Genomic DNA, 26,825 nt, shown 5'->3' on the forward strand with positions numbered 1-26,825 from the left:
ATTCAACCTTAGGAAATCTTCGGGCCAACGTTTTTAGGCGGTTGCCGTTTTACTTATCCACACCGAGGGCGGAAATGAAAAAAGACGGGAACAAAGCCACGCAAGGAACCTCCCGAAAGCGGTTGGAGAAGCTGGCCTGGTATATGGACAGCTCCATCAAGATTCCGGGGTTCAATGCCCGCCTGGGTCTTGACGGATTGCTTGGTCTTATCCCCGGTGCGGGCGATACGATCGGTGCCCTGATTTCCAGCATCGTCATTTCGGAAGCGGTGCGCATGGGTGTGCCGAAATCCGTGCTGCTGAAGATGGCCTTCAACATCGCGCTCGATGTTGTCGTGGGGGCGGTTCCGGTCCTTGGCGACCTTTTTGATTTTGTCTGGAAGGCCAATCAACGCAACGTGGTCCTGCTGAATGACTATCTGGAAAACCCCCGGGAGACATTGGCGACCAGTCGCCTTTTCGCCTGGGGACTAGGCGCGGTGCTGGTCATTTTTGCGATTCTGGTCGGTACGCTGGGGTTTGCCCTGGTTCGGGCGCTGCTCAATGCCGGCGGCGTCTGATCTTTTTGACGGATTTTTCGAAAGAAAAAAACTTAAGGAGGAAAACATGGATCTGGTGCGCATTCTGATCGCCATTCTTCTGCCGCCCCTGGGCGTCTTTCTACAGGTGGGTTTCGGCGGAGCGTTCTGGCTGAACATTCTTTTGACGCTGCTCGGCTATATCCCCGGCATCATTCATGCCGTCTGGATTATCGCTAAGCGCTGATGCATTCAACGAGTCGACAGGGCTCGACCTGGGCTAAAAGACAGGCCGTTTTACTAAAAGTGAAACGGCCTGACTATTTTTGACCTTGCCCCGAGAACGCGCGGACGGAGAAAACGTGTCCCCTATTCCCGTCGCCCTCCTCAATCGATACTGAAACTTTCGCACTTCTCGATGGCTTCGGCCTTGATCCGGTCAAGGAGCAGGGCCAGGGCCGGTTTGACGTTTTCGCGGATGTCGCCGGCGACGATGAGAAAGAGCAGATCGTCGCCGGGGCGCAGCGTCCCCGAGCGGGCCTCAACCAGCACCCGGTAAATCCCTTCACTCCCTTCGATCTCCCGCCGAATCGCCTCGACCTTGGCCTGATCCACCCGGACCTCGACCCGGTTGACCGGACTGTGATCCCCCCGCGACCAGGCGCGGACGATGCCGTTGTGCACCAGCACCATGCCGACGTTCTCGGCGAAGGCCGGATCTTCTTTCAGGGTGGCGATGGTTTTTGAAATATCCATGTTCGTGCCCTTCTCATCACTGTGGCGATGGATTAAAAAATTTCGTGGTATCGATTCGGCTCCGTTACAACCCCTTGACCAGCTCCCGCGCCAGATCCTCCATCCCTTCCAGCAACCGGTCTTCCTTCCCCTGCGCCGCCCGCGCCGAGGCGAGGGCGGCGGTTTTTTGCGATTCGACTTCGATGCGTTTGGCCGTAAGCACCGCGCTTTCCCCCAGGGCGCCGAGATGCCCGGCGACGATCTGCCCGGCGGCGAGGGCCTTGCCGACCTCCACCGCCCGACTTTCGTCGTTCAAACCCAGTTGGCCGACGGCCAACTCCTGCAAGACCTGATTGAGATTCTCGCGATTGACCAGCAGCACCTTGCCGTGGCGCAGCAACTCCTCGCGCAGGGCGTCGGCGAGGATGACGGCGGCGGTGCGTAAGGGCTCGACGGCGGCGAAATCGTAGACCGCCAGGGTCGGAAGATTGGCGGCGGCGACGGGTAGCGCCAACGCTTCAGGCTCAGGCTCGGCGCTTTCGACGACATGCACCGGCGCCCCGGCCGTTGTCGGCAGCCGCCCCGCGCCCTTGTCCAGCGCCGCCCGCAGCAGATCCTTGCGCGCCATGCGGTAGAGTTTTTTCCAGGTGGCGACGGCGTTTTTCCGGAAAAAATTCTCGACCTGAACAGCGGGTAGCGCCAGCGACGAGACCTCGAAGACGGCACCGGTATGCACATTGATCAGCAGGTAGCGTACCGCTGTGAAGGAACCGAGATGCCGTTCCATGAGGATGCCGTAGTCGGCGTGCAACGCCCGCCCGACCTCGCGGGCCAGGCGCCGGTCGTCCCGCAGCCAGTAGTTGGCAGCCTCGGGCTGGCCGCCGGCGACCGTCGCCAGATCGGCGCCGTCGACCAGCTCGCAGACCTTGGAGCTATCGAGAACACGGGCGATAATCGGGGCCAGCTTGGTCTCGGCCTGGGCTTCGGTCTGCTTCCAGCCGAAGCGGGGATCGCCGCTGGAGATCACCTTGAAGTAGACCCGCAGGCGCCCGCTTTCGGGGGGCGCGGGAATGCTTCCGAGCCGCTCCGTCGGCCGGGCGCAGCCGGTGATAACCAGCGCCGGCAAAAGCAGGGAGCAAAGTAGGGTCGCGAGTCTTTTCCGTTTCATGACGACTGCCCTCATTGATCGCGAATCGGCTATACTATGCGACAGTGTTTTCCATCCCCCAAAACGAGGACTTTATGAAAAAAATCGTCGTTATCGCCACGGGCCTGCTCGCCCTGCTCTATCTGCTCAACCCCGGCGCGGGCATTTTCGAGTTGATCCCCGACAACATCCCCTACATCGGCAACCTCGACGAAGCCGGCGCCGTCGCCTTGCTGCTCGCCTGCCTGCGCTACTTCGGTTTCGACCTGACCAACTTTTTCCGGCGCGATTCGAATCCAAATACCCCCAAGCGCTGAGGACGCCGCCCTCCCCTATTCCTCCGCCAGCTTTCGCCGCTCGTCTTCGGGCAGGCTTTCGACATATTCGAGCATACCGCGCCAGGTATTGCCGAAGAACATCCGCTCGCGGGGGAGGATGTCGGCGGGGAGTTGCTCGATGCGGCGGAAATGCTCGTCCGTTTCGAGCAGCCATTGGTAGCAGGCCTCTTCCCGCCAGCTTTCCTTGAGATGGGCGGTCTTCGCCACGGCGCGCACCCACAATTTGAGCTGGCTGCGGGCGATGTGCAGATGTTCCAGAGCATTATCGACCATCCCGTAATGGCCGAAGACCATCGTGCGGGGCTTGAGGGCGATCATCCGTTCGATGGAGTCGAGGGCCGTGTCGAGCAGAAACTTGGGCGGGGTCGCCGGGCGCATGCAGATCCCCTCCGGAACCGCGCTCCGCACCCCCGCCACTTCCCCGGCGAAAAGCAGGTCGTCAAGCAGATAGCAGAGATGGTGCTGGGCGTGACCGGGGGTGAGAAAAGCGCGCACACCGGTGGCACCGACCGTCTCCTGGAAGCCGATGCTGTCCGCCGGCACCGCCGTGATCTCGCCGTAGGCCTCGGCGGTCTTGCCCAGCACCTTGAGAGAGCCCTGCCAGAGCTTCTCCGGCGCGACCAGATGGCGCACCCCCTCGGGATGACAGATCACGGTCGCCTCGGGGAAAGCCTTGAGCAACTCGCCGGTGCCGCCGGCATGGTCGATGTGGATGTGGGTCAGCAGGATGTAGTCGACCCGTTCGACCCCGTGACGGCGCAGTTCCGTCACCAGATGGGGGATGGTCGAGAGCGGACCGGGATCGACCACCAGGGTGAAACCATCTCCCCGGTAACACCAGGAGCTGATGAACTGGCGAAAGCCGGGCAAGGTCGGCTGATCGAGATCGATGCAAAAAAGGTCGGCAAGGTTCATGAAAAATCCTTCGATCGGGATGGACGGTGGCACGAAACTGGCCGATTGTCGGCCATCCGGTCTGCACTTGTCAACGTCCCTTGTCGACGAAGAAAGATGGAGATCTCCGAAATTTCCCCCTGCAATTTCTCTCTCGTCGTCAAACCCGAACAGGCCACCACCGTTGCCCCGTTGAGCGTCTGCAGGCGTTACTTCGGCATCGACCTGCTGGACATCTTCCGCTACGTCGGAACCGACGATCAGAACATCACAACCCGCTGAAAACCTGAGTTCTATTTATATTAAAAAAACCGAGGAGGGCGCGAAAACCTTTTCGCGGCCCTCTTCGGTTAGCCTTGCGATGGAAACGCAATCTGAACGCCCCCCCGTGTCACGCCAATACGCCAACCCGCTCCCCTACTACCTGCAACACAGGACCGTCATCTCTTGAGAGCGGTCACCGCAGCCGGAGTATCCCTCACCATCTTCCCAATAATCACCCGGTAAATATTGGGCATCTCCCGCTCGAAGGCATATTTGGCTCCGACCCAGAAACTTCCCTTGATGACCACCGTCTCCTTCAGTTGATGCTCGGCCAGCGTTCGCCCGCTCCGATCCAGCACCCAAACCCGGCAATCGTACCAGAATTTCCCATTAATGTAGGTATCGAAATTCCAGTCGGCTATCTCAACCCGGACCCGTTTTTCAACCATTTCCGCATCCCCCAGAGTGAAACCCAGAGAGTGCAGGTCGGCTTCGAGATCTTTCCGAATCAAAGTTGCCAGCGGTTCCTTGTTCTGGGTCGTGACATCCCAGGTGTTGCCTAATCCGGCCCGGTAATGACCAATGTACGAATGGGCCTTGTCACCGGAAGTTATGAAAGGACGTTTATCGTTGACCTCGACCGCCACGACGATGTTCAAGGGAGACGACGGTTGTGCCATTGGTTCATAGGCCAAGCGGATGTTTTGGCCAGCCACACAGCCCGAGAGGATAAGAAGACCGCCCAACAGTGAAAAACAGCGAAAAAATACGTTGACGTTCATGGATTTATCCTTTTCCGGCAGTAAAATTGGAACGGAGCGTGGGAAATTCGCCGAAGCCTCTATTTCTTAAGGACCTTATCCGCTTCGATCTGGCGGAAGATGTCATGGAGCGATTCAGCGTAAATCTCTTCGCGCTTCCCCTCCAAGGGGTAAAAGGGATAAACAAAAATCAGCACCGCCTGCACCCAGTTATTCAGAGATGCACGACGCTGATAGGTGCGGACCAGATTATTGTGCTGATCGAAGAGACTGGCGGTAATCGTATAATTCCAAGTGTAAGGCATCGGAATCAAGGTCAGACTCAAAGTACTGACGGTTGCGCTCAGACACTGCTGCTTGAATGAAGATTCCTCGAAGAAATCCACCTGCAGGGTATATTCGTGTCCAGCCCGGAAGCTGTCCAATTCCTGACGTCGCTTGGGATTGTTGACGTCGTCAGGTGATTCGGTAAAGGTGACGTACTGGGAAATGTTACTGATCTCGCCGAGCGCATCGCGGAATAGGTTGTCAAAATCTTTTACCCCATGCCCTTGCAGCTTGGGGATGGCATCGAAACCGTGTTCTTGCGTCAAATGCCGGATCAAGAAAAAGATGCTCACCTTTTGGGCGCCGGAATTCTTTTCGGCGGGTCGCCCGTAAGCCCCCGACATCGGCGAACGGGAGGCGGCACAGCCAACCAACATCCCAACCATCAAAACCACCGTTACCAGTCCCAACCAATATTGGACCGCCTTGCACCAATGCTTTCGCTGCATAGTGACCCTCCTACCTATGGGTTGTACCAGCTTATTCCACGCTCTTTGTGCACAGTATAAACGGCGTCCGAGTTCCGGCAATGAGCGCGCATGATTCTACGTCAGCGGTTATTTTTGAGATCGGCGATCGGACCGGCGCAGGTTTACCATGGCGACCGTTGGCCGTACATCGACAGGGTCCTTGACCACGCTACGACAAAGGAGAGTTATGTCGATTACTCTGATCAAACAGCAGATCAACCGCTTTCTGTCGAGCCAGACGCCGGAAGTTATTTCCATCAAAGGGGCCTGGGGGGTGGGCAAGACCTACGCCTGGAATACCTACCTGGTCGAGGCGAAAAACCGCAATCGGCTCGCTCCGGAAAAGTACGCCTATGTGTCGCTCTTCGGCATCAATTCCCTGGCCGAGCTGAAATTCGCCATCTTCGAAAACCTTATCGACCGCAAGACGATCGGACGCAAGCCCTCCCTCGCCACTTTTCAGCGGAACCTGAACGAACTCTCCCGCCTGCTCGGCGGCCGGCGCCTGCTGCCGGGTTCCCGGGTCAACCTGGAGCGTTTCGGCTTCATGATCGAGGCCCTGGCCTTTCTCTCCCTGGATAAAACCCTGATCTGCATCGACGATTTCGAACGCAAGGGAAACGATGTCGAAACCCGCGACATTCTCGGCCTTATCACCCAGCTGAAAGAACAGAAGAAATGCAAGATTGTCCTGATCCTCAATGACGAAAATCTCGACGACGAGGCCTCCATCGATTATGTCAAACTGCGGGAAAAGGTGATCGACACCGAACTGCGCTTCGCCCCGACGGCGGAAGACTGCGTGGAAATCGCCCTCGGCACCGGCAAGGTCGCCGCTCTGCTGCGCGAGCCCATCGTCCGCCTGGGCATCAACAACATCCGCGTCATCAAAAAGATCGAAAGCCTGGCGGCGCTCCTCGCCCTCGCGCTGAAAAATTACGATGACGCCGTCCTCAAGCAGGCGATGAAAACCCTGACCCTGCTGACCTGGTGTTTTTACAGCCAGTCGAGCGACGCGCCCAACTACAATTTCGTGGTCAGCCGCACCAGCAGTTTCGATGATCTCAACGAAGAACTCCTCTCCACCCAACAGCTGCACTGGTGCGCGATTCTACGGCAGTATGACAACTTTTCCATGGATGAGTTCGACCGCCGAATCGCCCGTCTCGTCGAAAACGGCTACCTGAATGAAGCCGACATCCAGGCGCAAGCGGCGATCGTTCAGCAGAAAATCGACGCCGCCGGGTCGGAACATTCCTTTCAGGAAGCCTGGCGCCGCTTTTACGAATCCTTCGACGACGACAGCCAGGAAGTCATCAAATGCCTCTCGGACAGCTTCAAGGATAACGCCCGCCATATCAGCCCAGCGAACCTGGACGGCACCGTGCGCCTGCTCCGGCACCTGGGCAGAAACTCCGTCGCCGGCAAGCTCATCGATCTCTACATTGACATGCGTCGGGACGAGGCCGCCCTCTTCTCGCAGAGCCTGGCCGCGGTTCCGGCCGAGATCAGGGACGCCGAGGTGATCGAAAAGTTCACCCAGCAACTGCGGGAGATGCGGGCGGGCCAGCCGCTCAGGGAGATTTGTGCCAAGCTGGCGGATGGTGGCGGAAGTGACGAGGAAGAAGAGCGGATGAGCAAGGCCGAGGTGGCGGAATACGTGCGCCTGTTCAAGGAGCTGAAAGGCCCGGAACTCACCCATTATGTCGATTTCTGCCTGTCCTTCGGTCGCCGCGGAACAGGCACGGCCAGCCAGCGGAACATTTCCGAAAAAGCGACGGAAGCGCTGAAAATCATCGGCCGGGAAAGTCGCCTGAACGCCAGCCGCGTCAGCCGCTTCGGCATCCGGGTGGGGTGAGACTTATCCCCCCACCAGCCCCAGACTAAGCCAGGGCCAGTAGGTGATGAGCAGGACGCAGAAGAGCAGCAGCAGCAGGAACGGCAACGTGGCGCGGTAGAGGGTGAGGATCGGCTGGTCGAAGCGGTAACTGGCGATAAAGAGGTTGAGGCCGACGGGCGGGGTGAGGTAGCCAATCTGCATGTTGGCGAGGAAGATGATCCCCAGGTGCAGGGGATCGACATTGAAACCGACCGCCACCGGCAGGATCAGCGGCACCACCAGCACTAAGGCCGAGAAGATGTCGAGCAGGCAGCCGAGCAGCAGCAGAAAAAGGTTGAGCCAAAGGAGGAAGGTCAGGCGGCTGGAAACGTGGGCCTGCACCCAATCGAAGAGCCGCTCCGGCACCCCGGCGTCGATGAGAACGTTGGTCGAGGCGAGGGAGACGCCGAGGATGATGAGAATGCCGCCGACCATGACCATCGCCTGACGAACGATACCCGGCAACTGCAGCAATGTGATCTCGCGCAGAATAACGACCTCGACGACCAGCACGTAAAGAGCGGTGACGGCCGCCGCCTCGGAGACGGCAAAGTAGCCGCTGTAGATCCCCCCCAGCACGATAAAAGGGAGCGGCAGCTCCCATGCCGCATCAACCAGCGCCCGCCCCGGCCCGACGGCGGCCGTCTTCCTCTCCCGGGGCAAACGGCGGCTGTGCCAGAAGGCGTAGCCGAGGAGCAGGACCAGCATCAGCAGGCCGGGCAGAAGACCGGCGACAAAGAGCTGGTCGATGCCGACCCCCCGCCCGACCTCGGTCTGCTGGGCGACAATGCCGTAGAGGATGAGGGGAAGCGAGGGCGCAAAGAGCAGGCCGAGACTGCCCGAGGTGGTGATCAGGCCGAGATTGAAATGTTCGTCGTAGCCGGCCTGTTGCAAGGCCGGATAGAGGAGCGCGCCGAGGGCGACGATGGTCACTCCGGAAGCACCGGTGAAAGCAGTGAAGAAGGCGCAGGCGACCAAGGCGACGGCGGCGAGACTGCCGGGGAGCCAACCGAAGAGGGCCTGGGTCAGATTGACCAGACGGCGCGGCGCGCCGCTCTCGCCAAGCAGATAACCGGCCAGGGTAAAGAGGGGGATGGCGAGGAGCACCGGCATCTCGGCGAGACGGAAGACCTCGACGGCGAGGGCGGCAAGGTCGATTTCGGCCCGCTGGTAGCCGAGCAGGGCGCCGGCGGCGATGATGGCAAAGAGCGGCGCGCCGAGCAGGGCGAGGAGAAACAGGCCGAGAGCGATCAGGAGCATGGCGGCTCCTTGGCGATCAGTTCGAACAGGCGACGTCCGGCGGCCGCCAAGTAGCGCACGGCGATCAGGCCGAAGGCCAGGGGGATGGCGGCCTGGAAGATCCAGGCCGGAAGGTTGCCGAGCAGGGTCGAGCCGAAGTCCCTTTCCATCAGCACGAACCGCCCGGCATGCCAGGCACAGAGGACGCAGACGGCGGCGGTAAAGAGGGCGGTGACAAGCTCCGAAAGCGCCGTGAAGCGTTCCGGCAAAAAACGGGACAAAACGTCGATCTTGATCTGCTTCCCCTCGCCACTTGCGACCACCGCCCCGGCTAGTCCCAACCAAAGAAGCAGCAGTTTCAGGAACTCATCGGCCCAGAGAAAACCGCCGTCAAAGAAGTTGCGGGCGATGATCTGCCAGACCGCCAGCGCCACCATCACCAGCAAGAGCGCGCACAGCAGCAGGTTTTCCAATCCCCGTCCCAGCCGTTCGAGTCCCGCGAAAAACCGGGTCATGGTTTGCTTCCGCTCCGGCGCTCGCGCAGCAGATCAACGATCCGCCGGTAGAGTTCCGGCGAATAAGCCCCCTGGGCGCTGAGCCGCTCCATGGCCCCTTGGGCCCGCTCGCGCATGCGCGCCACCTCACCGGATTGCGGCGTCACGAAATTCAATCCCTGCTTGCGCAAGGCCGCCAGCGCCGCCGCCTCATCCAGCCGATTCTGTCGATCAAACCCCTGATAGACCCGCTCCATCACCTCGCGCACGATCAAGCGATCAGCCTCATCGATCTTGTCGAAGGCCTTCCGGTCGATGACCAGGACCGCGCAGAGATAGGCCATGGGCGCTTCGGTGACGTACTTGACCTTGGTGTGCCACTGGAAAGCCAGGGCGCCGATGGGGGAGACCCCGACGATATGCACCAGACCGGTCTGCAAACCGGTGAGCACATCACTGATCGGCAGGGAAATGGGGGAAAGCCCGAGTTCCTCCATGACCGCCGAGGTCACCGTATCCCCTTCCGGTACCCAGAGTTTCTGCCCTTTCATGTCGTCGAGACGGACGATGGGGCGATTCCCCATGAGCAGGGCGAAGCCCCCTTCGGCGAAACCGAAACTGACGAAACCGTGCTCTTCCAACCCCGCCCGCAGCAGAGGATCGAAATCGGCGCGCACCGCGTCGATTTCTTCCAGGGAATCGAACAGCAGGGGCAGGCCGTACAGGCTCAGGTCGGGATAGACATCCGCCAGGCCGCCGCCGGTGAAGGCGCCCCCTTGCAGCTGGCCGATGCGGATCTTGCGCAGCATGCTCTTCTCGTTGCCCATCACCCCGCCGCCATAGAGTTTGATCTCCACCCGCCCGGCAGTCCGCTCCTTGATCTCCGTCGCCCCCCGGCGCATCTCGTTCATCCACGCCGCCCCTTCCGGCGCTAGGGTGCCGAGCTTGAGGGTCACGGCCGCCGCGGGCGCGGCCAGAAGCAGAATCAGAGATGTAATCAGAAGAGAACGCATGGTGAACTCCAGGTCCGGTGATTGTTGTGTAAGCTACCGACAATCAAAAATAATCGTCCGCCGACGCCAGCAGGGCGCGGGCTTCCTCCTGCGCCGTTACGTTGAACAGGGTCAGCCCCTCGGCCGTGGGATCGGCGGCGAGCACTTCATTGAGCAGCCGGTCGTGCAGTTCGCGGTCGTAGAGCATGCGCGCATAGCGCCGGGCCAGCTCGACCTTGGCCGTCAGGTTGCGTCCGCCGGAAAGCTCCAACGCCCGCTCCAGATGGGCGCGCCCCTGCTCGGGCACGCCGCCCAAAGCCGGTGGCCGCAACAGCCGCAGAACGCCGAGATAGAGTTGCGGAGCGCCCTGTTGGTAACCCTCATCCAGTTCCACCAGCCGCGCGAAGAGCGCCTCGACCTTGGGCAGATCGGCCAGCGCCGCCGGATCCTCTTCATTGGCCTGTAAGCGGGCCAGCCAGGCGACGCCAAAGGCGTACAGCCGGGGAACATCCCGCTTCCCGAAGCGGGCGAGAGCCGCGGCGAAATCGTCCGCCGACCGTTCCGACAAAGGCTCGGCGCCTCGGGACTCAATCAACCGACGGCCGTAAAGCCAGGTCCGTTCCGCCTGCCTTCGCCGCTGAACAGGGTCGGCCGCCGCTAGGGAACTGTTCAGCGCATAGAGGGAAGCGGCGGAAGCGAGCAGCTTTTTATCCGTCGGGTCATCGAGCAGCAGGCTGTCAAGCAGCAGCAGATAGGCGGGAATCCCCTGGCGCACGGTCTGGGGGTCGGGATGGTCGAGTACCGCCCGGGAGAGGTCGTCGCTCATGCGACCGATACAGCCGCCCAGCAGCAACAGGATGGCGAGTAAGGCGCTGGGAAGAGCAAGGCATCGGCATGTCATAAAAACAACTCCGAGGTTCAATGAAACGCCCTGCATCGACAGGCAATCCAGTGGGCGCGAAGAGAAAGAATCCTCATGAATTTATACCATCCCCGGCCACTCATGCAAGGAGCGGTCGGCCGCCGGACCTGACCGAACCGCTCCACGGGAAACGTGGCTTTTCCTTTACCCCTCCCACTCCCCCTGCTATTCTCCGGCTCGACTCTTTTCAAGGACTATCCATGCGCATCCTGCACACCTCCGACTGGCACCTCGGTCGCCAGTTTCATAACGTTTCGCTGCTCGACGACCAGCGCCACATTCTCGACCAGATCGTCGCCGTCGTCCGTGACCGGAAGGCCGACGTGGTGCTGGTCGCCGGCGACGTCTACGACCGTTCGGTGCCGCCGGCGGCGGCGGTGGAGTTGCTCGACGAGACCGTTCACCGTATCTGCGCCGAACTCAAGGTGCCGATGATCCTCCTCGCCGGCAACCATGACGGTCCCCGACGGCTCGGCTTCGCCGCCCGCCAACTGGCCGGCGCCGGGCTGTATGTGGCCGGGCCGCTGTGGAGCGTGCCGTGTCCGATCCTGCTCAAGGGCACCTCCGGCGAGTTGGCCTTCTACCCCATCCCCTACGCCGATCCGGCGACAGTGCGGGAGGTTCACGGCGTCGAGGTCGCCGATCATGATAGCGCCCTGGCCTATCTGCTCGGCCGGGTGCGCCAGGACAACGGCCCCACCCGTCCCTGCGTGGTTCTCGCCCACTGTTTTCTCGCCGGCGGCGAGCCTTCCGAGTCGGAGCGCCCCCTCTCCATTGGCGGCGCCGAACAGGTCAACCCGGAGCATTTCCGCCCCTTCGCCTATGCCGCCCTCGGTCACCTGCACGGCCCGCAATGGCGGGGGGCCGAACACATCCGCTATTCCGGTTCGCCCCTCAAATACTCTTTTTCCGAGGAACGGCAGCGCAAATCTCTGACCCTGGTCGAGCTCGACGGAAGCGGAAAAGCCGCCATCGAACTCATCCCCTTGAAACCTCGTCACGACATGCGTTCCCTCGAAGGCAACCTTGTCGATCTGCTCGCGGCGGGGAAGAACGATCCCCAACGGGAGGATTACCTGCTGGTGCGCCTCACCGACCGCCACGCCATTCTCGACCCCATGGGCAAGCTGCGCGAGGTCTACCCCAACGTGCTCCATCTGGAACGTCCCGGTCTGATGGCGGGAGCAGAACGGGTGCAGGTCGGCCGCGACCGCCTGAAGCAGGGGGAGTTGGCGATGTTCGAGGATTTCTTCGAGCAGGTGACGGGAGACCAACCAAGCGCTGAGCAACGCCGGGTCGTCGCCGACGCGCTCGACCGTCTGCACCGGGAGGAGTTCTGAGATGCGCCCGCTGACCCTGACCCTGAGCGCCTTCGGTCCCTTCCCCGGCACGGAAACGATCCGCTTTTCCGACCTCGGGGAAAATCCCCTTTTTCTCATCAACGGCCCGACCGGGGCGGGCAAGACCACCCTCCTCGACGCCATCTGCTTCGCCCTTTACGGCAAGACCACCGGCGACGAGCGGGAGGGGGCGCAGATGCGCTGCGACCTTTCCCCCCCCGACATCCTCACCGAAGTGACTTTCGCCTTCGAATTGGGCGGCCGCCGTTTCCGCATTCGCCGAGTGCCGGAGCAGCAGCGTCCCAAGGCCAAGGGGGAAGGGACCACTACCCAGAATCCCGAGGCGCAACTGGTAGAGCTTTTGCCCGACGACAGCGAACGGCTCATCGTCGCCGCCAAGGTCAGCGAGGCGACCCGGGAAATCGAGGGACTGACCGGGCTCTCCGTCGACCAGTTCCGCCAGGTCATGGTGCTCCCCCAGGGGCAGTTCCGGCAACTGCTGCTGGCCGATTCCAGCGAGCGGGAGAAGATTTTCGGTCAACTCTTCCAGACCCGTATCTACAAGCAACTGGAAGAACATCTCAAGATTCGGGCCACCGAAATCCGCCGGGAACGGGAACGGCAACAGCAGTTGCACCAGGGGATTCTGAATGGAGCCGAGGTGGAGAGCAGCGAACAGCTCGAAACGGAGTTGACCTCCTGCGAACCGGCTTGTACGACGGCCCGGAAAGAGCGGGAGGCCAAAGAGACGGCACATTCCGCGGCAGAGAAAGCGCTGACCCAGGGGCAGGCGCTCGAACAAAATTTTGTCCGGTGGGATAAGACGGCAGCGGATCTCAGGCAGTGCGAAGAAGATCGACCCCGGATCGATGCCATCCGCGCCCAGATCGCCAACGCCGAACGGGCCGCCAAACTCGCCCCCCTCTTTGCCGACCGCAGCCGCTGCGAAAAGGATCTGGCACAGGCACAAAGAGAAGCCGATGAAGCGACCAAACGCCTTGCCGCCGCCCGGAAAGCGCTGGAAGAGGCAACCGTAAACCGCAAGGCGACCGCTCAGCTGCAGATCGAACTGAAACAGGCGAACGAGGAACTGACCCGCCTGAAGGGGTATCACGAGCGGGTCGAAGGACTGGCAAACGCCCGCACCAAAAAGGAGAGAGCCGACCGAACGGCGAAACAGACCGAGCTGGTGCTGCAGTTCAAAGAGCTCGCCGACCGCTACCTGGCCCTCCACAACCTCGAAAAGAAAAAACTGGAAGTCGAACAGCAGCAGGGAATCCTCGCCAAGGCGAAGGAGCAGGAAGAGACCCGGCGTCGTGAACAGCAGGAGCGAGAAGAGCGCGCCAAACGCCTTGAACTCGCCTGGCACCAGGGGCAGGCCGCGATCCTCGCCCGCGAGCTGCAGGAGGGCGCCCCCTGCCCCGTCTGCGGCAGCATCGAACATCCGACCCCGGCCCATGCCGACCGGGAGCTTCCCAATCAACAGCAGGTGGAACAGGCTCGCAATGCGCTACGGCTGGCGACGGAAGCCCTTGAAGAAGCCAGGCAGCAGACGACAAAAAAACAGGAGCGTTTGCGCGACCTCGAACGTGAGGCGAAAAGCCTGCAGGAGCTCGTCACTACCGACGCCCCCCTCGACCGGTTAAAGGAAGAGATTCGCGCCCTGCAGGAAGAGACCAAGAACCTGGCCTTCTCTCTCCCCGACCGCGAAGGGATTCAACACCTCGACCCGGAAGCGCTGCGTGCCGAGCGGGAATCGGCGCGGAGCTCCGCAGCGGCGGCGCAGGCCCAGGTGGAGAGTGCCGAACAGGAACTCCCGGAGGCCTATCGCGAACGGGGAGCCCTCGACGGTGCCATCGCCAAGACCTCGGCAACCGTCACTCAGATCGAGAAGGACATCGAACGGCTTGAAACCTGTTTTCAGCAGGCGACCAATGCCCTGACCGCCGCCAGGACGGCCGGTGATGCCGCTGCGGCGCAACGACAAAAAGCCGAAACCGCTCTCACCGAGGCGCGGCAATGTGCCGCCAACGCCCTGGCGTCGAGTTCCTTCGCCGATGAAACAGCCTACCGATCCGCCCTCCTCGATGACGAGAAGCTGCAACAACGTAAAGTGGAAGAGAAAGCCTTCGAGAAGAAATTGGAGCAGTTGACCGGTGCCCACCAGCAGCTGAGCGAACAGCTTCAGGGGACAGCACGCCCTGATCTCGTCACGCTCGTGGCCACAACGGCCGCTGCGAAAGAGGCGAAGGATAGGGCCACCGAAACATGGAGCAGCCTCGACAAGCGCCTGAGTCTGCTCCTCGACACTCGGAAAAAACTGGAGAGCACCGCCGTCGAACAAAAGAAACTGGACGACGAGTACGCCGTGGTCGGCACCTTGAGCGACGTCGCCAACGGCCAGACCGGCAACAAAATCAGCCTGCAACGCTTCGTCCTCAGCGTGCTGCTCGACGACGTGCTGCTTGAAGCCGGGCACCGTCTCCAGCTCATGAGCAAGGGGCGTTACCGGCTGCTGCGCAAGGAAGACCGGGCCAAGGGGAACAAGGCCTCGGGGCTGGAACTGGAAGTGGAAGACGCCTACACCGGCAAGACCCGGGCCGTGGCGACCCTCTCCGGCGGCGAGAGCTTCATGGCCGCCCTCTCCCTGGCTCTCGGGCTTTCGGACGTGGTCCAGGCCTACGCCGGCGGCATCCGCCTCGACACCCTCTTCATCGATGAGGGCTTCGGCAGCCTCGACGCCGAATCCCTCGATCTGGCGATCCGCGCCCTGGTCGATTTGCAAGCCACCGGCCGCATGATCGGCATCATCTCTCATGTCGCCGAACTCAAGGAACAGATGCCCCTGCGCCTCGACGTCATCGCCGACCGCGGCGGCAGCCGGGTGCGGCTGGTCAAGCCCTGACGGGTCGCTCCGGAAGTTTCTCTCCCCACCGACTTGCAATCCGCCAATTTGGGACCATAATCGTGGTGTTTCGAGCGGCATTTCGCCGCGATTATTATTGGTGATTTTGAACAGCGAAATGGAGGAAAGCATGAAAGCGTATGGTGCGGAATTTTTCGGTACCTTCTGGCTGGTCCTGGGCGGCTGCGGCAGCGCGGTTCTCGCCGCCGCCTTTCCCGAGGTCGGCATCGGCCTGCTTGGCGTCTCCCTGGCCTTCGGTCTTACGGTTCTGACCATGGCCTACGCCATCGGCCATATTTCCGGCTGTCATCTCAATCCGGCCGTCTCCGTCGGCCTCTGGGCTGGAGGCCGCTTCCCGGCGAACCAGCTGTTGCCCTACATCGTCGCCCAGGTTCTGGGAGCAATCGTCGCCGGTGGCATTCTCTACCTCATCGCCAGCGGCAAGGTCGGCTTCGACGTGACGGCAGGCTTCGCCTCCAACGGCTACGGCGAGCACTCCCCCGGCGGCTATTCCCTGCTGGCGGCGCTGGTTACGGAAGTGGTCATGACCATGATGTTCCTGCTCATCATCCTCGGCGCCACGGATGAACGCGCCCCACAAGGCTTCGCGCCGCTCGCCATCGGCCTCGGCCTGACCCTAATCCACCTGATCAGCATCCCCGTCACCAACACCTCGGTCAACCCGGCGCGCAGCACCGGCGTCGCGCTCTTTGTCGGCGATTGGGCGCTGGCGCAATTGTGGCTTTTCTGGATCGCACCCATCGTTGGGGCGATCCTGGGCGCGCTCATCTATCAATTCATCGGCAAACCGGGACGCTAGGCGTTTCCCCCTCTTTGCGAAAGGACAAAATATGAATATCACAGATCTGTTAGGCGGCATGATGCAGGCCGGCATGGCCCCCTCGACCAACCGGCGCCTGAAAAACGCCATGGGCGGCCAAGGCGGCGGCCTCCTCGAGAGCCTCGGCGGCATGCTCGGCGGCCAGGGCGGTCAAGGCAGCGCGGGCGGAGGACTCGGGGATCTGCTTTCTGGCGCTCTGGGCGGCAAGGGGGCGGGAGGGCTCGGCGGCATGCTCGGCGATGTCTTGGGTCAGGCCGGCCAGAGGACGGGAGGCAAACAGAATCTGGCCCTCGGCGGCCTCGGGGCCTTGGCCGGCGCCCTTCTCGGCGGCGGCGGCCGCTCCATGCGCGGCGCCCTCGGTGGCGGGGTCATGGCCCTGCTCGGGGCAATGGCTTTCAAAGCGCTACAGGGCACCGGTCAGGAAAGCGGCAAGGTGCCCCTGGGATTGACGGAGCCACAAACCGAATCCGACCAGCGCGCCCTGGAACAACAGGCGGGACTGGTGTTGCAGGCGATGATCAACGCGGCGAAATCGGACGGCCAGATCGACCGCGAGGAAATCCAGCGGATCGTCGGCAAACTGCAGGAGATGGGGGCGGACGAGGAGGCCCTCAACTACGTGCGGACGGAGATGCAGGCCCCCATGCGCACCGACCATCTGATCGCGGCGGTCGGGGGACAACCGGAAATCGCCGCCGAGATTTATGCCGCCTCGCTCATGGCGATCGAGGTGGATACCCCGGCGGAGAAGATGTATTTGAATCAACTGGCTTCGGGGCTGCGCCTCGATCCGCAGATCACTCGGCGCATCGAAGAGATGATCGGCCTGCAACCGGTCTGACCGGCCGTTCTCCAGATAAGGACAAGGATAAGCCAAAACTAGAGAAGGCCGCCTCGAAGTCAGATCACGCAGGCGGCCTTCTCGTCAGCCCCGGGTCGGAAAAAGTCCGCGCCCTTTACAATCCAGAGATCGATGACTATAGTGCAACCGTTGCTATTTCCATCAGTTGCCCCCTATCGATAAGGAGTCCCTCCCATGTTCAAACGTTTCCTTCCGCTGCTGCTCGCCACCCTCCTCGCCCTGCCTGCCCTCTCCAGCTGTGGCTATAACGAGATCCAGAAGAACGAGGAAGCAGTCTTCGCCGCCTGGGGCGACGTCGAGGCCACCTATCAGCGCCGCGCCGACCTGATTCCCAATCTGGTCGAGGTGGTCAAGGCCTACGCCGCCCACGAAAAAGAGACCCTGCAAGCGATCACCGAGGCCCGGGCCAAGGTCGGGCAAGTGAACCTTTCCGCCAAGGATCTGGCCGATCCGGCCGCCGTGCAAAACTTCCAGGCTGCCCAGGGGGAACTCTCCGGCGCCCTCTCGCGGCTGCTGGTGGTGGCCGAGCGCTATCCCGACCTGAAGGCCAATCAGAATTTCCTCGACCTGCAGCATCAGCTTGAAGGGACGGAAAACCGCATCAACGTCGCCCGTCAGCGCTTCAACGAGACGGTGCAGGTCTTCAACACCTCGATCCGCACCTTCCCCAACAGCCTGACCAACAACTGGATTCTCAAGCTGGAGCGCAAAGAGCCTTTCAAAGCGGATGCCGGCGCCGCGACCGCCCCCAAGGTGCAGTTCTAGCCGATGGCCTGGTTGTTTAAAATACTGCCGGCAGTGGTGCTTCTGCTGTTGCTCCCCCTGTCGGCGGTTTCCCTCGACGTGCCGCCGGCGACCGGATATGTGGTCGACCGCGCCGGGCTCCTTTCCCCCGGCACCCGGCTCAAACTCGAACAGTTCCTCGAAAACTTCGAGAAGAGCGATTCGACTCAGCTCGCCGTGCTGACCATCCCCTCCCTCGAAGGCGAGGCCCTGGAAGGCTACGCCATCAAGGTAGCGGAAAGCTGGGGTATCGGTCAGAAGGGCAAGGATAACGGTGCCTTGCTGCTGGTAGCCAAGACCGAGCGCAAGGTGCGCATCGAGGTCGGCTACGGCCTGGAAGGACGGCTCACCGACCTGCTGGCCGGGCGCATCATCGATTATGAAATCACCCCGCGTTTCAAGCAGGGGGATTTCGACGGCGGGGTGATCGCCGGGGTCGCCTCCATGGCTGAGGCGGTACGGGGCGAATATCAAGGAACCGGCAGCACCGGCCGGAAAAAGAAGGATAATCCCTGGGGGATTCTCGCCCTGCTCTTCTTTCTCGGCCCCGGCCTGATGCTGCTCGGCGGCCCATCGAATCACCGGCGCCGGGGCGGCTTCTGGATCGGCGGCCCGCCCTTCGGCGGCGGGGGCAGTGGTGGAGGTTTCGGCGGCTTCGGCGGCGGCGGTTTCGGTGGCGGCGGCTCGTCGGGCAGCTGGTGATACAATCAACGTCGGACTCTCGCCCGTTCGCTGCGCTCACTAGAGCTCAAGTAAGCGCAGCGAACGGGCGAGAGCCGCTTTTAAAAAAGGTTTTTTCATGCCCAGACTGACCGCCCAAACGATTTTCAGCGACGCCGAAAAAGAGCGTATCGAAGCGGCCGTGCGCGATGCCGAGAGCCGCACCAGCGGCGAGATCGTGCCGCTGGTGGTGGACGAATCGTACGATTACCCTCAGGCCGAGATCGTCGGCGCCGGCTTCTTCTCTTTGGCCACGGCGACCACCCTCAGTTGGGCCTTCGCCGGTTCGTCGCTGTGGGTATTTCTCCCCCTCTTCCTGCTGCTGTTCTTTCCCTTTCGATGCCTGCTCCGCCGCCTCCCCGAGCTCAAGCGGCGGCTGATCCATCCTGGAGAAATCGCCGCCGAGGTGGAAGAAAAGGCCCTGGTCTCTTTCATCGAGCAGGGGTTGCATCACACCCGGGACGAAACCGGCATTCTCATCCTCGTCTCCCTTTTCGAACACCGAGTCTTCGTTCTCGCCGACCGAGGGATCAACAAGCAGGTACCGAAGGAAACCTGGGACGAAATCGTCCATATCGTCACCGAAGGTATCCGCTCTAGCCGCACCTGCGAGGCCCTGTGCGCTGCAATAACCCGTTGTGGCGAGCTGCTCGAAGCACATTTCCCGAAAAAAACGGACGATACCGACGAACTGCCCAATCTGATTCTCGGCTGAGAGTCAAAGGGAGGTCTCATGCCTCACATTCTCTGGCTTTTTCTGCTGCTGGCGGGAGCGCTCCCGGCGGCGGCTCAATCAATCGAAATCTTTTCAGCGACCGAGGGAACCTACGTCATGACGGAAAAAATCAGCAAATCCGACGCTGAATGGCGTGAGCAACTGACCCCGTTGCAGTATCACGTCACCCGCGAAGCCGGGACGGAAAAGGCCTTCTCCGGACACCTGTGGAACAACCACGAAACGGGCCTCTACACCTGCGTCTGCTGCGGTCTCGACCTCTTCCGTTCCGAGGACAAGTTCGATTCGGGGACCGGCTGGCCGAGCTTCACCGCCCCCATCTCCGAGAAAAATATCTCCACCGCCCCGGACAACTACTTTTTAATGCGCCGGACCGAAGTCCTCTGCGCCCGCTGTGACGCCCACCTCGGCCATGTCTTCGACGACGGTCCGAAGCCGACGGGCAAGCGCTACTGCATCAACTCTGCGGCCCTGGAATTCGTTCCGGAAAAATAGATCAGCCCGATTCTTCTTCCTTTATTTCCCGCCGAATCCGTCAACCGGGCGGGCTTTTTTCCTCCCCGAGCGGATTTTCATGACCTCCCCGATTTCCCGCCGTGCCACGCTTTTCGTTGTCTGCACGGCCCACTTCCTCATGCCTTTCATGATGTCGGCGGTTGGCATCGCCCTGCCCGTCATCGGCCTGGAGTTCGCCGCCAGCGCCCGGCAGCTGGGGCTGATCGAGACCGCTTACGTCCTTTCGGCGTCGATCTTCCTGCTCGCCATGGGCCGTCTGGGGGATATTCACGGGCGCAAGCGCATCTTCGAAATCGGCATTGTCGTCTTCACCCTGGCCGGCGGCCTCCTCTCTCAGGCCTGGTCGGTGGAGGCGATGATCGGTCTGCGCCTACTGCAAGGGATGGGCGGAGCAATGGTCATGGCCACCACCAACGCCATCGTCGTCTCGGTCTTTCCCGCCCAGGAACGGGGCAAAGCCCTGGGTATTTCCGTAGCCAGCGTCTATGCCGGCATCTCCTGCGGACCCTTCATCGGCGGCTATCTCGTCACCCATTTCGGCTGGCGCTGGCTCTTCTACATCTGCGTCCCTCTGGGTCTGATCACCTTTCTCGTTTCCCGTCGCAAGCTGCGCGGCGACTGGGCCGACGCGGCCGGGGAACCCTTCGACCTGCGCGGCAGCCTGGTCTACGCGGCGGCGATTCTGCTGCTTATCGCCGGTGCCTCGCAACTCGACCAGGGGCGCTGGGCCTGGGGCCTGGCCGCTGCCGGCGTGCTCGGACTCCTGCACTTTCTCCACCTGGAAAGCCGCACCGCCCACCCCCTGCTGAACGTGAGCCTGCTCCGCGAGAACCGGATCTTCGCCCTCTCCAACCTGGCGGCGCTGCTCAATTACGCGGCGACCTTCGGCCTCACCTTCTTCATGAGCCTCTATCTGCAATACGTCAAGGGGATGAACGCCCATCAGGCCGGGACCGTCCTCATCATCCAGCCGATCGTGCAGACGCTCTTCTCCCCGTTGTGCGGCAAGCTCGCCGACCGCTACCCCGCCTCCCAGGTGGCGACGTTGGGGATGGGGTTGTGTGCCGTGGGCCTGGGCATCGCCGCGACCCTCGACGCCGTGAGTCCCTTGGCGCTGATCATGGCCATGCTCGGCCTGCTCGGCCTCGGCTTCGCCCTCTTCTCTTCCCCCAACACCAGTGTCATCATGGGAAGCGTGGCACCCCGCCATCTCGGTGTCGCCTCGGGACTCAGCGCCACCATGCGCACCCTGGGGATGATGACGAGCATGACCATCATCACCGTGATCTTCTCCGTACTTATGGCCGGAGAGCCGGTCACCGCCGCCACCCAGGACGCCTTTCTGCGCAGTATGACCTGGGCCCTGCTGACCTTCTGCGCCCTCTGCCTGCTCGGCATCCTCTGTTCCCTGGGGCGCATCCGGAAATAAAAAAGGCGGCCTCGCGGCCGCCTTCGATGGGCATTTCGTTTCTCTGTGCTCGCCGGCAGAAAGGTCATTCCAGCGAGGTGCGTTTGGGGTTGAGAATGCAGGTTCGGCGGGCTTCATGGCCGACTTCCAGCATCGCTTCATCCTTCCACAGGGAAAGGGCGACATCGCCGCGGGCGTATTTCACCCCCGAAGCCATCTGTTGCTGGGGGAGGAGCAGGGTCCGGTCGGGCAGGACGAGCTGGGCGCGATCCCCTTCGACCCGGACAAGAAAGGCATAATCGTCCCGGCACTCGTAGACCCGGGCACCATCCCCACTTTCGACGGACAAGGGAGCTTCACCATAGGGGAGCGTGCAGGCCGAAAGAAGCGCGACCAGAGACAGGCCGAAAATTCGCTGCCATTTCAGTAAGGCCATAGGAAAATCCCCCCGGCAATTGACGGTTAAAAGATAGCGACCATCCGCTCGAAAGATTTACGCAGGCGGATGGAGAGGGTCAAAAGCACCCCCTTGAGCAGCCGGATACCGAGCTCGGGATGCTCCACCAGCAACCGCTCCAGATGTTCCCGGGGGAGCAGCAAGAGCTGGGCATCCTCCAGGCAGACAGCGGTTACCGCCCGGGGAAGGTTATCGATCAGGCTGAACTCGCCGATCACCGTCCCTTCGCTGTAGACGCCGATCACCATCTGCCGCCCTTCGAATTCGGTATTTTTCTTTTCTTCGATGCGCCCGGACATGACAAAGGCGGCGAACTGCGCTTCATCCCCTTCGCTCCAGAGCACTTCGCCGGCCGTGACCTGGCGACACTTGAAGTAGGGAGCGAGGATTTCCGTATCGGCATCGGAAAGAAACTTGAAGCAGCGCAGATCGTTCTTCATCCGCGCGCAGACGTCGGGAGCCGTTCTATTCATGGCTGGCTGGAATCCCCTCCCTGCTCCAGTTGCGCCAGCTTTTCCGTCATCCGTGCCAGCAGCCCGTCGAATCCCTCTTTCTTCAGAATTTCGCCGTAGCTGTTGCGGTAGTTATTGACGAAGCTCACCGACTCGATCACCACGTCATAGACCATCCATTCGCTCCCCTGCTGCACCATCCGGTAAGAAATGGGGATTTCCGCGCTCTTGGTGACGATGACGGTATCGACAGCGGCCCGGTTTCCCTGCACGCGCTCCTTGAGGAAATCGATTTTTTCGTCGGTGTAGGACTCGATGCGGCCGATGTAGTTACGCTCCAACAAATCGGAAAAGATCCGAATGAAGCTGTCGCGCTGCGCTTCGCTGGCGTTCTTCCAGTTGGTCGCAAGAATTCGCTGGGACATCTCGGTGAAGTCGAAGCGGGCGCGGATGGTGGTGGAGAGCTTTTCCCGCCGCGCCTCTTTTTCCAGGTTCGATTCCCTGAGAATCGCCATCACCGCATCGACGGTGGTTTGGGCCTGCTCCAGCGGCCCCGGCGTCGCCAGCGCCACGCCCGCCACCAGGAGAAAGCCGCCAACCAGAAAGAATAAACGATATTTGGTCATCCAATGTAAACCCATGGTTACCTCCTTGAATTGCATGAAACCTGTCACTTCCTGACCTTGCCCGCCCGCATCTGGGTGTAGGCGTCACGGACGAAAAGATAAGGGTCGAGTTCGTTTTCACGGATACCTTCGTAGGTATCCTTGTCGAGAGAGATGGCGTTTTCGGCATCGAGGGCGCGTAATCCGGCCAGTTCCTCGGATTTGAGCGCCGGCGGCAGGGGATCGACGAAATGGTCGCCGATGCGCCCGATGCCGTCCCGCAGACTGGTCGAGCCGAGAACCGGCAGCACCAGATAGAAGCCCTGGCCGATACCGTAATGGCCTAGGGTCTGGCCGAGATCCTCGTCTTTTTTCTCCAGCCCCCACTTCGCCGCCGGGTCGAACAATCCGGCCAGACCGAAGGTGCTGTTGGTCAGAAAGCGGGCCAGTTCGCTCGCGGTGTTGGTGAACTTGAGCTGTAACAGGTTATTCACCGCCCGCGCCGGCGTTCCCAGGTTGGAAAAGAAGTTGGAAGCCGAAACCCGCGCCGGTTCGGGAATCACCCGCAGCCCCTTGGCCACCGGCTTGAGCAGATAGACATAGAGTTTGTCGTTGACCCAAAACATCCCCCGGTTCAGCGGTTCCAAGGGATCGGCGATTTGTTCCGCTTCGGGTTCGGCGAAGGGATCCTCTTCCAGATAGAAGTCTTCCTCCTCGGCAAAAACCGGAACGCTGAAAAAGAGCAGCAAAAACAGAAGCAGCGGCGCGATCCGAGTCATGAATCCCCCTATTTTTTCTCGAAAACGTACTTGCTGATCAACTCTTCGAGGTTGATGGCCGATTCCGTCTCGAAAATGACCCCGCCCGGTTCAACGAGCAGATCGCTGCCGCCGGGGGAAATGCTCACGTAGCGGTCGCCGATGATCCCGGCGGTGCGGATCGAAGCGATACTGTCATCCTGCAGCTTGACATCCTTGTCCACCAGCATTTCCACCTCGGCTTCGTAGTTTTCCCCGTTGAGGCGAATGCGCGAGACCTTACCGATTTTGACCCCGGCAATTTCCACCGGCGCCCCTTCCTTGAGCCCGGAAACGGAGAAAAACCGGGCGCTGACCGGATATTCGCTCCCTCGAAAAAAATCAACATGTCCGAGTTTGACGGAAAGCCAGACAAAGCAGAGAAATCCCGCCACCATAAACAGGCCGACGGCGACCTCGATATTAAGCCGATTCATATAATGCAGCCTCCTCCTTGGCACTGGAATAAATGGGCCCCATGGTTTCTTCCACATAGCGGCGGATCAGGGGATGATCCGAAAGCTGGAAGGACTCGGGGGACATGACCCCCTGGATTTTCCCGTCGGCGAGCAGGGCCACGTAATCGGCCAGCTTGAAGATCTTCGGCACATCGTGACTGACGATCACCGCCGTGTAGCCGAGCTGGCGTTGGGTCTTGTGAAAGAGCCGGTAGATTTCGTTGCTGCGGCTCACGTCGAGTCCGGTGGTCGGCTCGTCGAAGAAGACTACCTTGGGATCGAGCATCAGCGCCCGCGCCAACCCGACCCGTTTCTTCATGCCGCCGGAAAGTTGCGCCGGGAACTTGTCATCGGCGTCGACCAGATCCATCAGGTCGAGTTTTTCCCGCACCTTGGCGCGAATTACCGTTTCCGACAGCTTGGTCCTCTCCCGCAAGGGGAGCGCCACGTTGTCGAAGACGCTCATCGAATCGAAGAGGGCGACATTCTGGAAGAGAACACCGAACTCCATGCGGATGCGGTTCAGCTCTTTTTTGCGCGCCTTGGCCAGATTGCTGCCGAAGACCCGCACTTCCCCCCGCTCCGGGCGAACCAGGCCGAGCATGTGCTTGATGATGACGCTCTTGCCCTCGCCGCTGGCGCCGACAATGACCGTGGTCTTGCCGGAGGCGACGGAGAGGTTGACGTCGCGCAGCACCGTCTGCCGACCGAAGCGCTTTTCGATGCCGACCAGTTCAATCGCGGCGGCCGGTTGTTCCTTGGACATAGCCCCCCCCTATAACATAATTGCGCTGATCAGATAGTCCCACACCAGAACCGACACGGACGACAGCACCACCGCATCGGTAGTGACCCGGCTGACCCCTTCAGCGCCGAAGCCCCCCGAGCGTTCCTTGTGCAGGAAAAAGCCTTTAGCCGAGGCGATCCAAACGATCAACAGCCCGAAAATCAGCGACTTGACCAGCCCCATCTTGACGTCCTGCCATTCGACGCTGGCGTACATCCCCTGAAAATAGGTGCCACCGTTGACATCGAGCAGCACCACCCCGATCAGATAACCGCCAAGGATGCCGATCACGTCGAAGATCGCGGTCAAAAGGGGCAAGGTGAGGATCCCGGCGATATATTTGGGCGCCAGCAGATACTTGTAGGGATCGATAGCCATACATTCGAGGGCGTCGATCTGCTCCGAGTTGCGCATGATACCGATTTCCGCGCAGATCGCCGAACCGGCCCGGCCCACCACCATCAGCGCGGTCAGCACCGGCCCCAGTTCGCGGATCAGGCTCAAGGCCACCGCCGAGCCGAGCAGCCCTTCGGAGCCGAATTTGGTCAGAGTATAGTAGCCCTGCAAGCCCAGGATCATACCGGTGAAGGCACCAGTGAAGATGATGACGAAGAGCGACCGCACCCCGATGAAATGAGCCTGGCGGATGACCGGAAAGATGGGATAAGGCGGCTTGACCAGATTGAGCAAGCAGGCGAAGAGGAAAATTCCCATGCGCCCCCCCTGCTCCAGAAAAGCGAGACAGCCATCCCCGATTTTTTCAAAAGGTTTTGCCAGATTCAAAGCGTCGGATCTCCCCTAAAAAACATGCCAAGGCTTGCCGCAGGAGAGCGTCCTGTCGCAAGCCGGGCGATTGTACCAAGAACTCGCGTAAATTACCAATGGAGAACGATTATTCATCCAGGGAGACAAAAACGGCAGGACGATTTTCGCACCCTCGTCAGCAGAGCATGTCGTAGAAATAATCCCGGGCGCTCGGCCCGCCGTGCCGGCGCCGCATCAGCAGGGTGTAATTGGCCGTGGCCCGCGTCTCCAGGGACAACATTCCCGCAGCCAGGGCAAAGGCGCGACTAGGCGCGCCATAGCGTTTCTTGAGCAGGGGGACAATGCGGGAATAGTTGCCGATCAGCGGCAGGGTGCGCGTCTTGCGCCTGGCGGCGAGCCAGGCCCGCCCCTTTTCCGTAGCGCCGAGCAGGTGCAGATAGAGCGGGCCGGAATCCAGCCAGGCGGTCATCTCCTCGGCCGTCACCTCGTTCAGCACATAGGCGAGCAGGCGCTGCACACGGGTGCGGGTCAGGTGGCGGGATTTGACGGCGGCGACCAGTTCGGCATAGCCATCGCTGACGCAAGCGGCCCCGTACAGACGCTCGGCGATCCCCGCTTCCACCTGATAGAGCCCCCGCAACGACTCGGCCCTCCGCAGAAGTCGCGCCAGCAGCAAGCGATAAAGATGCTCGACATCGAGAACATGACCGGCCGCCAAGGCGGTAGCGAAAGGCGCACGGGCCGGGAGCGGGATGAAGTCCGCCACCTCTTCCCCCTGCGCCAGCCGGTGCCGGATGCCGGTGGCACTGGCAATGTCGCCGACGGCGCGCTCTTCGTGAAAACCGGCGCCAATGCGGGGGATGGTATGGGGAACGATGGCGGCGCCGATCTGGCGCAGGGCTTTGAGATACTCGATGCCGAGGATGTTGTTGGGCGAGGCAAGCAACTCGCCGTCGGCGACGCCCAACTCGGCCAGACAACGCGCTCGAGCCGTGGGATAGTTGATCCCGCGACGCAACAGGTGAGCGGTCCGCTCGGTGATCCGGGCGTCCTCGGTGAGCAGCAGTTCGGCGCAGCGCTGAAGCGGCGCCAGTTCACCCGCTTCGCTGCCGAAGCAGAGGGCATCGACCCCCAGGCTTTGTAACACCCGCACCGCCCCCAGAGCGAACTGGGGCGCGCTGTTGCAGGCCCAGGGGAAAGGCAGCTCCACCACCACATCGACCCCGGAGCGCAGAGCCATTTCCGCCCGCACCCACTTATCCACCAGCGCCGGCTCCCCCCGCTGCAAAAAATGCCCGCTCATCACCGCCACCGCCACCTCGGCCCCGGTAACCCGCAGACTTTCGCGCAAGTGGTGCAGATGGCCGTTGTGAAAGGGGTTGTATTCGGTGATCAGGCCGACGGATTTCATAA

General features: G+C 61.4%; 31 protein-coding genes. 14 read left to right on the top strand and 17 right to left on the bottom strand.

Annotation, left to right across the window (positions count from 1 at the left end; translation table 11 throughout):
* Positions 1–74 precede the first annotated feature (74 nt).
* Complete coding sequence (locus tag BQ4888_RS16775) at positions 75–560, top strand: DUF4112 domain-containing protein (RefSeq protein ID WP_092058793.1); 486 nt, start codon at positions 75–77, stop codon at positions 558–560.
* A 46-nt stretch (positions 561–606) separates the two neighbouring features.
* A complete protein-coding gene (locus BQ4888_RS16780) occupies positions 607–765 on the top strand; it encodes a YqaE/Pmp3 family membrane protein (protein ID WP_092058795.1) in 159 nt (52 codons plus the stop codon).
* Positions 766–905: 140 nt separating this feature from the next.
* Here BQ4888_RS16780 and BQ4888_RS16785 read toward each other — a convergent pair whose 3' ends face one another.
* Complete coding sequence (locus tag BQ4888_RS16785; RefSeq protein ID WP_092058797.1) at positions 906–1,274, bottom strand: molybdenum cofactor biosynthesis protein MoaE; 369 nt, start codon at positions 1,272–1,274, stop codon at positions 906–908.
* Positions 1,275–1,338: 64 nt separating this feature from the next.
* Positions 1,339–2,421: a CsgG/HfaB family protein gene (locus BQ4888_RS16790; RefSeq protein ID WP_092058799.1), complete on the bottom strand. Its 1,083-nt coding sequence runs from the start codon at positions 2,419–2,421 to the stop codon at positions 1,339–1,341.
* A 74-nt stretch (positions 2,422–2,495) separates the two neighbouring features.
* On the opposite strand from BQ4888_RS16790, the gene BQ4888_RS16795 reads away from it, so the two are divergent.
* Positions 2,496–2,717 (top strand): DUF1232 domain-containing protein, encoded by a 222-nt coding sequence (locus tag BQ4888_RS16795; protein ID WP_092058801.1) that lies wholly within the window; start codon positions 2,496–2,498, stop codon positions 2,715–2,717.
* Positions 2,718–2,732: 15 nt separating this feature from the next.
* Here the strand turns inward: BQ4888_RS16795 and BQ4888_RS16800 are convergent, their stop codons facing one another.
* Positions 2,733–3,653, bottom strand: a complete 921-nt coding sequence (locus BQ4888_RS16800) for an MBL fold metallo-hydrolase (protein WP_092058802.1) — start codon at positions 3,651–3,653, stop codon at positions 2,733–2,735.
* A gap of 96 nt (positions 3,654–3,749) precedes the next feature.
* On the opposite strand from BQ4888_RS16800, the gene BQ4888_RS17675 reads away from it, so the two are divergent.
* Complete coding sequence (locus tag BQ4888_RS17675) at positions 3,750–3,914, top strand: hypothetical protein (RefSeq protein WP_170232928.1); 165 nt, start codon at positions 3,750–3,752, stop codon at positions 3,912–3,914.
* A gap of 158 nt (positions 3,915–4,072) precedes the next feature.
* Here BQ4888_RS17675 and BQ4888_RS16805 read toward each other — a convergent pair whose 3' ends face one another.
* Positions 4,073–4,678, bottom strand: a complete 606-nt coding sequence (locus BQ4888_RS16805) for a YajG family lipoprotein (protein ID WP_092058804.1) — start codon at positions 4,676–4,678, stop codon at positions 4,073–4,075.
* A gap of 59 nt (positions 4,679–4,737) precedes the next feature.
* Entirely contained in the window at positions 4,738–5,433 is a 696-nt protein-coding gene (locus tag BQ4888_RS16810) for a hypothetical protein (protein WP_092058806.1), read from the bottom strand.
* 208 nt (positions 5,434–5,641) lie between these two features.
* On the opposite strand from BQ4888_RS16810, the gene BQ4888_RS16815 reads away from it, so the two are divergent.
* Positions 5,642–7,312, top strand: a complete 1,671-nt coding sequence (locus BQ4888_RS16815; protein ID WP_092058808.1) for a P-loop NTPase fold protein — start codon at positions 5,642–5,644, stop codon at positions 7,310–7,312.
* Between the two features lie 3 nt (positions 7,313–7,315).
* On the opposite strand, the gene BQ4888_RS16820 is transcribed toward BQ4888_RS16815, so the two are convergent.
* Genes BQ4888_RS16820 through BQ4888_RS16835 form a run of 4 tightly spaced genes read right to left on the bottom strand, consistent with a single transcriptional unit; the run spans position 7,316 to position 10,959 of the window.
* The gene (locus tag BQ4888_RS16820) at positions 7,316–8,593 is read right to left on the bottom strand and encodes a TRAP transporter large permease (RefSeq protein WP_092058810.1); all 1,278 of its coding nucleotides are present in this window, start codon (positions 8,591–8,593) and stop codon (positions 7,316–7,318) included.
* Complete coding sequence (locus BQ4888_RS16825; RefSeq protein ID WP_092058812.1) at positions 8,584–9,087, bottom strand: TRAP transporter small permease; 504 nt, start codon at positions 9,085–9,087, stop codon at positions 8,584–8,586. Before BQ4888_RS16825 ends, BQ4888_RS16820 begins: the two co-directional genes overlap by 10 nt.
* Positions 9,084–10,079 (bottom strand): TRAP transporter substrate-binding protein, encoded by a 996-nt coding sequence (locus BQ4888_RS16830; RefSeq protein WP_092058814.1) that lies wholly within the window; start codon positions 10,077–10,079, stop codon positions 9,084–9,086. The genes BQ4888_RS16825 and BQ4888_RS16830 overlap by 4 nt, the downstream gene beginning before the upstream one ends.
* A gap of 43 nt (positions 10,080–10,122) precedes the next feature.
* The gene (locus BQ4888_RS16835; RefSeq protein WP_170232929.1) at positions 10,123–10,959 is read right to left on the bottom strand and encodes a TRAP transporter TatT component family protein; all 837 of its coding nucleotides are present in this window, start codon (positions 10,957–10,959) and stop codon (positions 10,123–10,125) included.
* A gap of 221 nt (positions 10,960–11,180) precedes the next feature.
* On the opposite strand from BQ4888_RS16835, the gene BQ4888_RS16840 reads away from it, so the two are divergent.
* From BQ4888_RS16840 to BQ4888_RS16880, 9 genes are all read left to right on the top strand, one after another.
* Complete coding sequence (locus tag BQ4888_RS16840; protein ID WP_092058817.1) at positions 11,181–12,320, top strand: exonuclease SbcCD subunit D; 1,140 nt, start codon at positions 11,181–11,183, stop codon at positions 12,318–12,320.
* Between the two features lies 1 nt (position 12,321).
* Positions 12,322–15,225 (top strand): SbcC/MukB-like Walker B domain-containing protein, encoded by a 2,904-nt coding sequence (locus tag BQ4888_RS16845; RefSeq protein WP_092058818.1) that lies wholly within the window; start codon positions 12,322–12,324, stop codon positions 15,223–15,225.
* Positions 15,226–15,355: 130 nt separating this feature from the next.
* A complete protein-coding gene (gene aqpZ / locus BQ4888_RS16850) occupies positions 15,356–16,045 on the top strand; it encodes an aquaporin Z (RefSeq protein WP_092058820.1) in 690 nt (229 codons plus the stop codon).
* Positions 16,046–16,076: 31 nt separating this feature from the next.
* A complete protein-coding gene (locus BQ4888_RS17890) occupies positions 16,077–16,907 on the top strand; it encodes a tellurite resistance TerB family protein (protein ID WP_092058822.1) in 831 nt (276 codons plus the stop codon).
* Positions 16,908–17,102: 195 nt separating this feature from the next.
* Entirely contained in the window at positions 17,103–17,693 is a 591-nt protein-coding gene (locus BQ4888_RS16860) for a LemA family protein (RefSeq protein WP_092058824.1), read from the top strand.
* Between the two features lie 3 nt (positions 17,694–17,696).
* Positions 17,697–18,413, top strand: a complete 717-nt coding sequence (locus BQ4888_RS16865; protein WP_092058826.1) for a TPM domain-containing protein — start codon at positions 17,697–17,699, stop codon at positions 18,411–18,413.
* Positions 18,414–18,510: 97 nt separating this feature from the next.
* Entirely contained in the window at positions 18,511–19,146 is a 636-nt protein-coding gene (locus BQ4888_RS16870; RefSeq protein WP_240746376.1) for a TPM domain-containing protein, read from the top strand.
* Positions 19,147–19,164: 18 nt separating this feature from the next.
* Positions 19,165–19,662, top strand: a complete 498-nt coding sequence (gene msrB, locus BQ4888_RS16875) for a peptide-methionine (R)-S-oxide reductase MsrB (protein WP_240746377.1) — start codon at positions 19,165–19,167, stop codon at positions 19,660–19,662.
* A gap of 79 nt (positions 19,663–19,741) precedes the next feature.
* Positions 19,742–21,112, top strand: coding sequence for an MFS transporter (locus BQ4888_RS16880; protein ID WP_092058827.1), 1,371 nt, complete (start codon positions 19,742–19,744; stop codon positions 21,110–21,112).
* A 64-nt stretch (positions 21,113–21,176) separates the two neighbouring features.
* Here the strand turns inward: BQ4888_RS16880 and BQ4888_RS16885 are convergent, their stop codons facing one another.
* The 8 genes from BQ4888_RS16885 to BQ4888_RS16920 form a co-directional block, all read right to left on the bottom strand.
* Complete coding sequence (locus BQ4888_RS16885) at positions 21,177–21,527, bottom strand: MliC family protein (RefSeq protein WP_092058829.1); 351 nt, start codon at positions 21,525–21,527, stop codon at positions 21,177–21,179.
* Between the two features lie 26 nt (positions 21,528–21,553).
* On the bottom strand, positions 21,554–22,021 hold the full coding sequence (locus tag BQ4888_RS16890) for a Crp/Fnr family transcriptional regulator (protein ID WP_092058831.1): 468 nt from the start codon (positions 22,019–22,021) through the stop codon (positions 21,554–21,556).
* Complete coding sequence (locus BQ4888_RS16895) at positions 22,018–22,641, bottom strand: MlaC/ttg2D family ABC transporter substrate-binding protein (RefSeq protein WP_170232930.1); 624 nt, start codon at positions 22,639–22,641, stop codon at positions 22,018–22,020. Before BQ4888_RS16895 ends, BQ4888_RS16890 begins: the two co-directional genes overlap by 4 nt.
* A 29-nt stretch (positions 22,642–22,670) precedes the next feature.
* Entirely contained in the window at positions 22,671–23,384 is a 714-nt protein-coding gene (locus tag BQ4888_RS16900) for an MlaA family lipoprotein (RefSeq protein WP_092058835.1), read from the bottom strand.
* Between the two features lie 8 nt (positions 23,385–23,392).
* Positions 23,393–23,839, bottom strand: coding sequence for an outer membrane lipid asymmetry maintenance protein MlaD (gene mlaD / locus BQ4888_RS16905; protein WP_092058837.1), 447 nt, complete (start codon positions 23,837–23,839; stop codon positions 23,393–23,395).
* Positions 23,826–24,626 carry an ABC transporter ATP-binding protein gene (locus BQ4888_RS16910; protein ID WP_092058838.1) on the bottom strand — a complete coding sequence of 267 codons (801 nt, stop codon included), beginning with the start codon at positions 24,624–24,626 and terminating at the stop codon, positions 23,826–23,828. Before BQ4888_RS16910 ends, mlaD begins: the two co-directional genes overlap by 14 nt.
* A 9-nt stretch (positions 24,627–24,635) precedes the next feature.
* Positions 24,636–25,361, bottom strand: a complete 726-nt coding sequence (locus BQ4888_RS16915; protein WP_092058969.1) for an MlaE family ABC transporter permease — start codon at positions 25,359–25,361, stop codon at positions 24,636–24,638.
* Positions 25,362–25,587: 226 nt separating this feature from the next.
* Positions 25,588–26,823, bottom strand: coding sequence for a nucleotidyltransferase (locus tag BQ4888_RS16920; RefSeq protein ID WP_092058840.1), 1,236 nt, complete (start codon positions 26,821–26,823; stop codon positions 25,588–25,590).
* Between the last annotated feature and the right edge of the window lie 2 nt (positions 26,824–26,825).

The organism is Desulfuromonas acetexigens (genome assembly GCF_900111775.1).
GTDB classification, from domain to species: domain Bacteria; phylum Desulfobacterota; class Desulfuromonadia; order Desulfuromonadales; family Trichloromonadaceae; genus Trichloromonas; species Trichloromonas acetexigens.

Excerpts from the sequence above, each read along its gene's own strand:
- BQ4888_RS16775 (WP_092058793.1), top strand. The coding sequence starts at position 75 with ATGAAAAAAGACGGGAACAAAGCCACGCAAGGAACCTCCCGAAAGCGG.
- BQ4888_RS16780 (WP_092058795.1), top strand. The coding sequence starts at position 607 with ATGGATCTGGTGCGCATTCTGATCGCCATTCTTCTGCCGCCCCTGGGC.
- BQ4888_RS16785 (WP_092058797.1), bottom strand. The coding sequence starts at position 1,274 with ATGGATATTTCAAAAACCATCGCCACCCTGAAAGAAGATCCGGCCTTC.
- BQ4888_RS16790 (WP_092058799.1), bottom strand. The coding sequence starts at position 2,421 with ATGAAACGGAAAAGACTCGCGACCCTACTTTGCTCCCTGCTTTTGCCG.
- BQ4888_RS16795 (WP_092058801.1), top strand. The coding sequence starts at position 2,496 with ATGAAAAAAATCGTCGTTATCGCCACGGGCCTGCTCGCCCTGCTCTAT.
- BQ4888_RS16800 (WP_092058802.1), bottom strand. The coding sequence starts at position 3,653 with ATGAACCTTGCCGACCTTTTTTGCATCGATCTCGATCAGCCGACCTTG.
- BQ4888_RS17675 (WP_170232928.1), top strand. The coding sequence starts at position 3,750 with ATGGAGATCTCCGAAATTTCCCCCTGCAATTTCTCTCTCGTCGTCAAA.
- BQ4888_RS16805 (WP_092058804.1), bottom strand. The coding sequence starts at position 4,678 with ATGAACGTCAACGTATTTTTTCGCTGTTTTTCACTGTTGGGCGGTCTT.
- BQ4888_RS16810 (WP_092058806.1), bottom strand. The coding sequence starts at position 5,433 with ATGCAGCGAAAGCATTGGTGCAAGGCGGTCCAATATTGGTTGGGACTG.
- BQ4888_RS16815 (WP_092058808.1), top strand. The coding sequence starts at position 5,642 with ATGTCGATTACTCTGATCAAACAGCAGATCAACCGCTTTCTGTCGAGC.
- BQ4888_RS16820 (WP_092058810.1), bottom strand. The coding sequence starts at position 8,593 with ATGCTCCTGATCGCTCTCGGCCTGTTTCTCCTCGCCCTGCTCGGCGCG.
- BQ4888_RS16825 (WP_092058812.1), bottom strand. The coding sequence starts at position 9,087 with ATGACCCGGTTTTTCGCGGGACTCGAACGGCTGGGACGGGGATTGGAA.
- BQ4888_RS16830 (WP_092058814.1), bottom strand. The coding sequence starts at position 10,079 with ATGCGTTCTCTTCTGATTACATCTCTGATTCTGCTTCTGGCCGCGCCC.
- BQ4888_RS16835 (WP_170232929.1), bottom strand. The coding sequence starts at position 10,959 with ATGACATGCCGATGCCTTGCTCTTCCCAGCGCCTTACTCGCCATCCTG.
- BQ4888_RS16840 (WP_092058817.1), top strand. The coding sequence starts at position 11,181 with ATGCGCATCCTGCACACCTCCGACTGGCACCTCGGTCGCCAGTTTCAT.
- BQ4888_RS16845 (WP_092058818.1), top strand. The coding sequence starts at position 12,322 with ATGCGCCCGCTGACCCTGACCCTGAGCGCCTTCGGTCCCTTCCCCGGC.
- aqpZ (WP_092058820.1), top strand. The coding sequence starts at position 15,356 with ATGAAAGCGTATGGTGCGGAATTTTTCGGTACCTTCTGGCTGGTCCTG.
- BQ4888_RS17890 (WP_092058822.1), top strand. The coding sequence starts at position 16,077 with ATGAATATCACAGATCTGTTAGGCGGCATGATGCAGGCCGGCATGGCC.
- BQ4888_RS16860 (WP_092058824.1), top strand. The coding sequence starts at position 17,103 with ATGTTCAAACGTTTCCTTCCGCTGCTGCTCGCCACCCTCCTCGCCCTG.
- BQ4888_RS16865 (WP_092058826.1), top strand. The coding sequence starts at position 17,697 with ATGGCCTGGTTGTTTAAAATACTGCCGGCAGTGGTGCTTCTGCTGTTG.
- BQ4888_RS16870 (WP_240746376.1), top strand. The coding sequence starts at position 18,511 with ATGCCCAGACTGACCGCCCAAACGATTTTCAGCGACGCCGAAAAAGAG.
- msrB (WP_240746377.1), top strand. The coding sequence starts at position 19,165 with ATGCCTCACATTCTCTGGCTTTTTCTGCTGCTGGCGGGAGCGCTCCCG.
- BQ4888_RS16880 (WP_092058827.1), top strand. The coding sequence starts at position 19,742 with ATGACCTCCCCGATTTCCCGCCGTGCCACGCTTTTCGTTGTCTGCACG.
- BQ4888_RS16885 (WP_092058829.1), bottom strand. The coding sequence starts at position 21,527 with ATGGCCTTACTGAAATGGCAGCGAATTTTCGGCCTGTCTCTGGTCGCG.
- BQ4888_RS16890 (WP_092058831.1), bottom strand. The coding sequence starts at position 22,021 with ATGAATAGAACGGCTCCCGACGTCTGCGCGCGGATGAAGAACGATCTG.
- BQ4888_RS16895 (WP_170232930.1), bottom strand. The coding sequence starts at position 22,641 with ATGGGTTTACATTGGATGACCAAATATCGTTTATTCTTTCTGGTTGGC.
- BQ4888_RS16900 (WP_092058835.1), bottom strand. The coding sequence starts at position 23,384 with ATGACTCGGATCGCGCCGCTGCTTCTGTTTTTGCTGCTCTTTTTCAGC.
- mlaD (WP_092058837.1), bottom strand. The coding sequence starts at position 23,839 with ATGAATCGGCTTAATATCGAGGTCGCCGTCGGCCTGTTTATGGTGGCG.
- BQ4888_RS16910 (WP_092058838.1), bottom strand. The coding sequence starts at position 24,626 with ATGTCCAAGGAACAACCGGCCGCCGCGATTGAACTGGTCGGCATCGAA.
- BQ4888_RS16915 (WP_092058969.1), bottom strand. The coding sequence starts at position 25,361 with ATGGGAATTTTCCTCTTCGCCTGCTTGCTCAATCTGGTCAAGCCGCCT.
- BQ4888_RS16920 (WP_092058840.1), bottom strand. The coding sequence starts at position 26,823 with ATGAAATCCGTCGGCCTGATCACCGAATACAACCCCTTTCACAACGGC.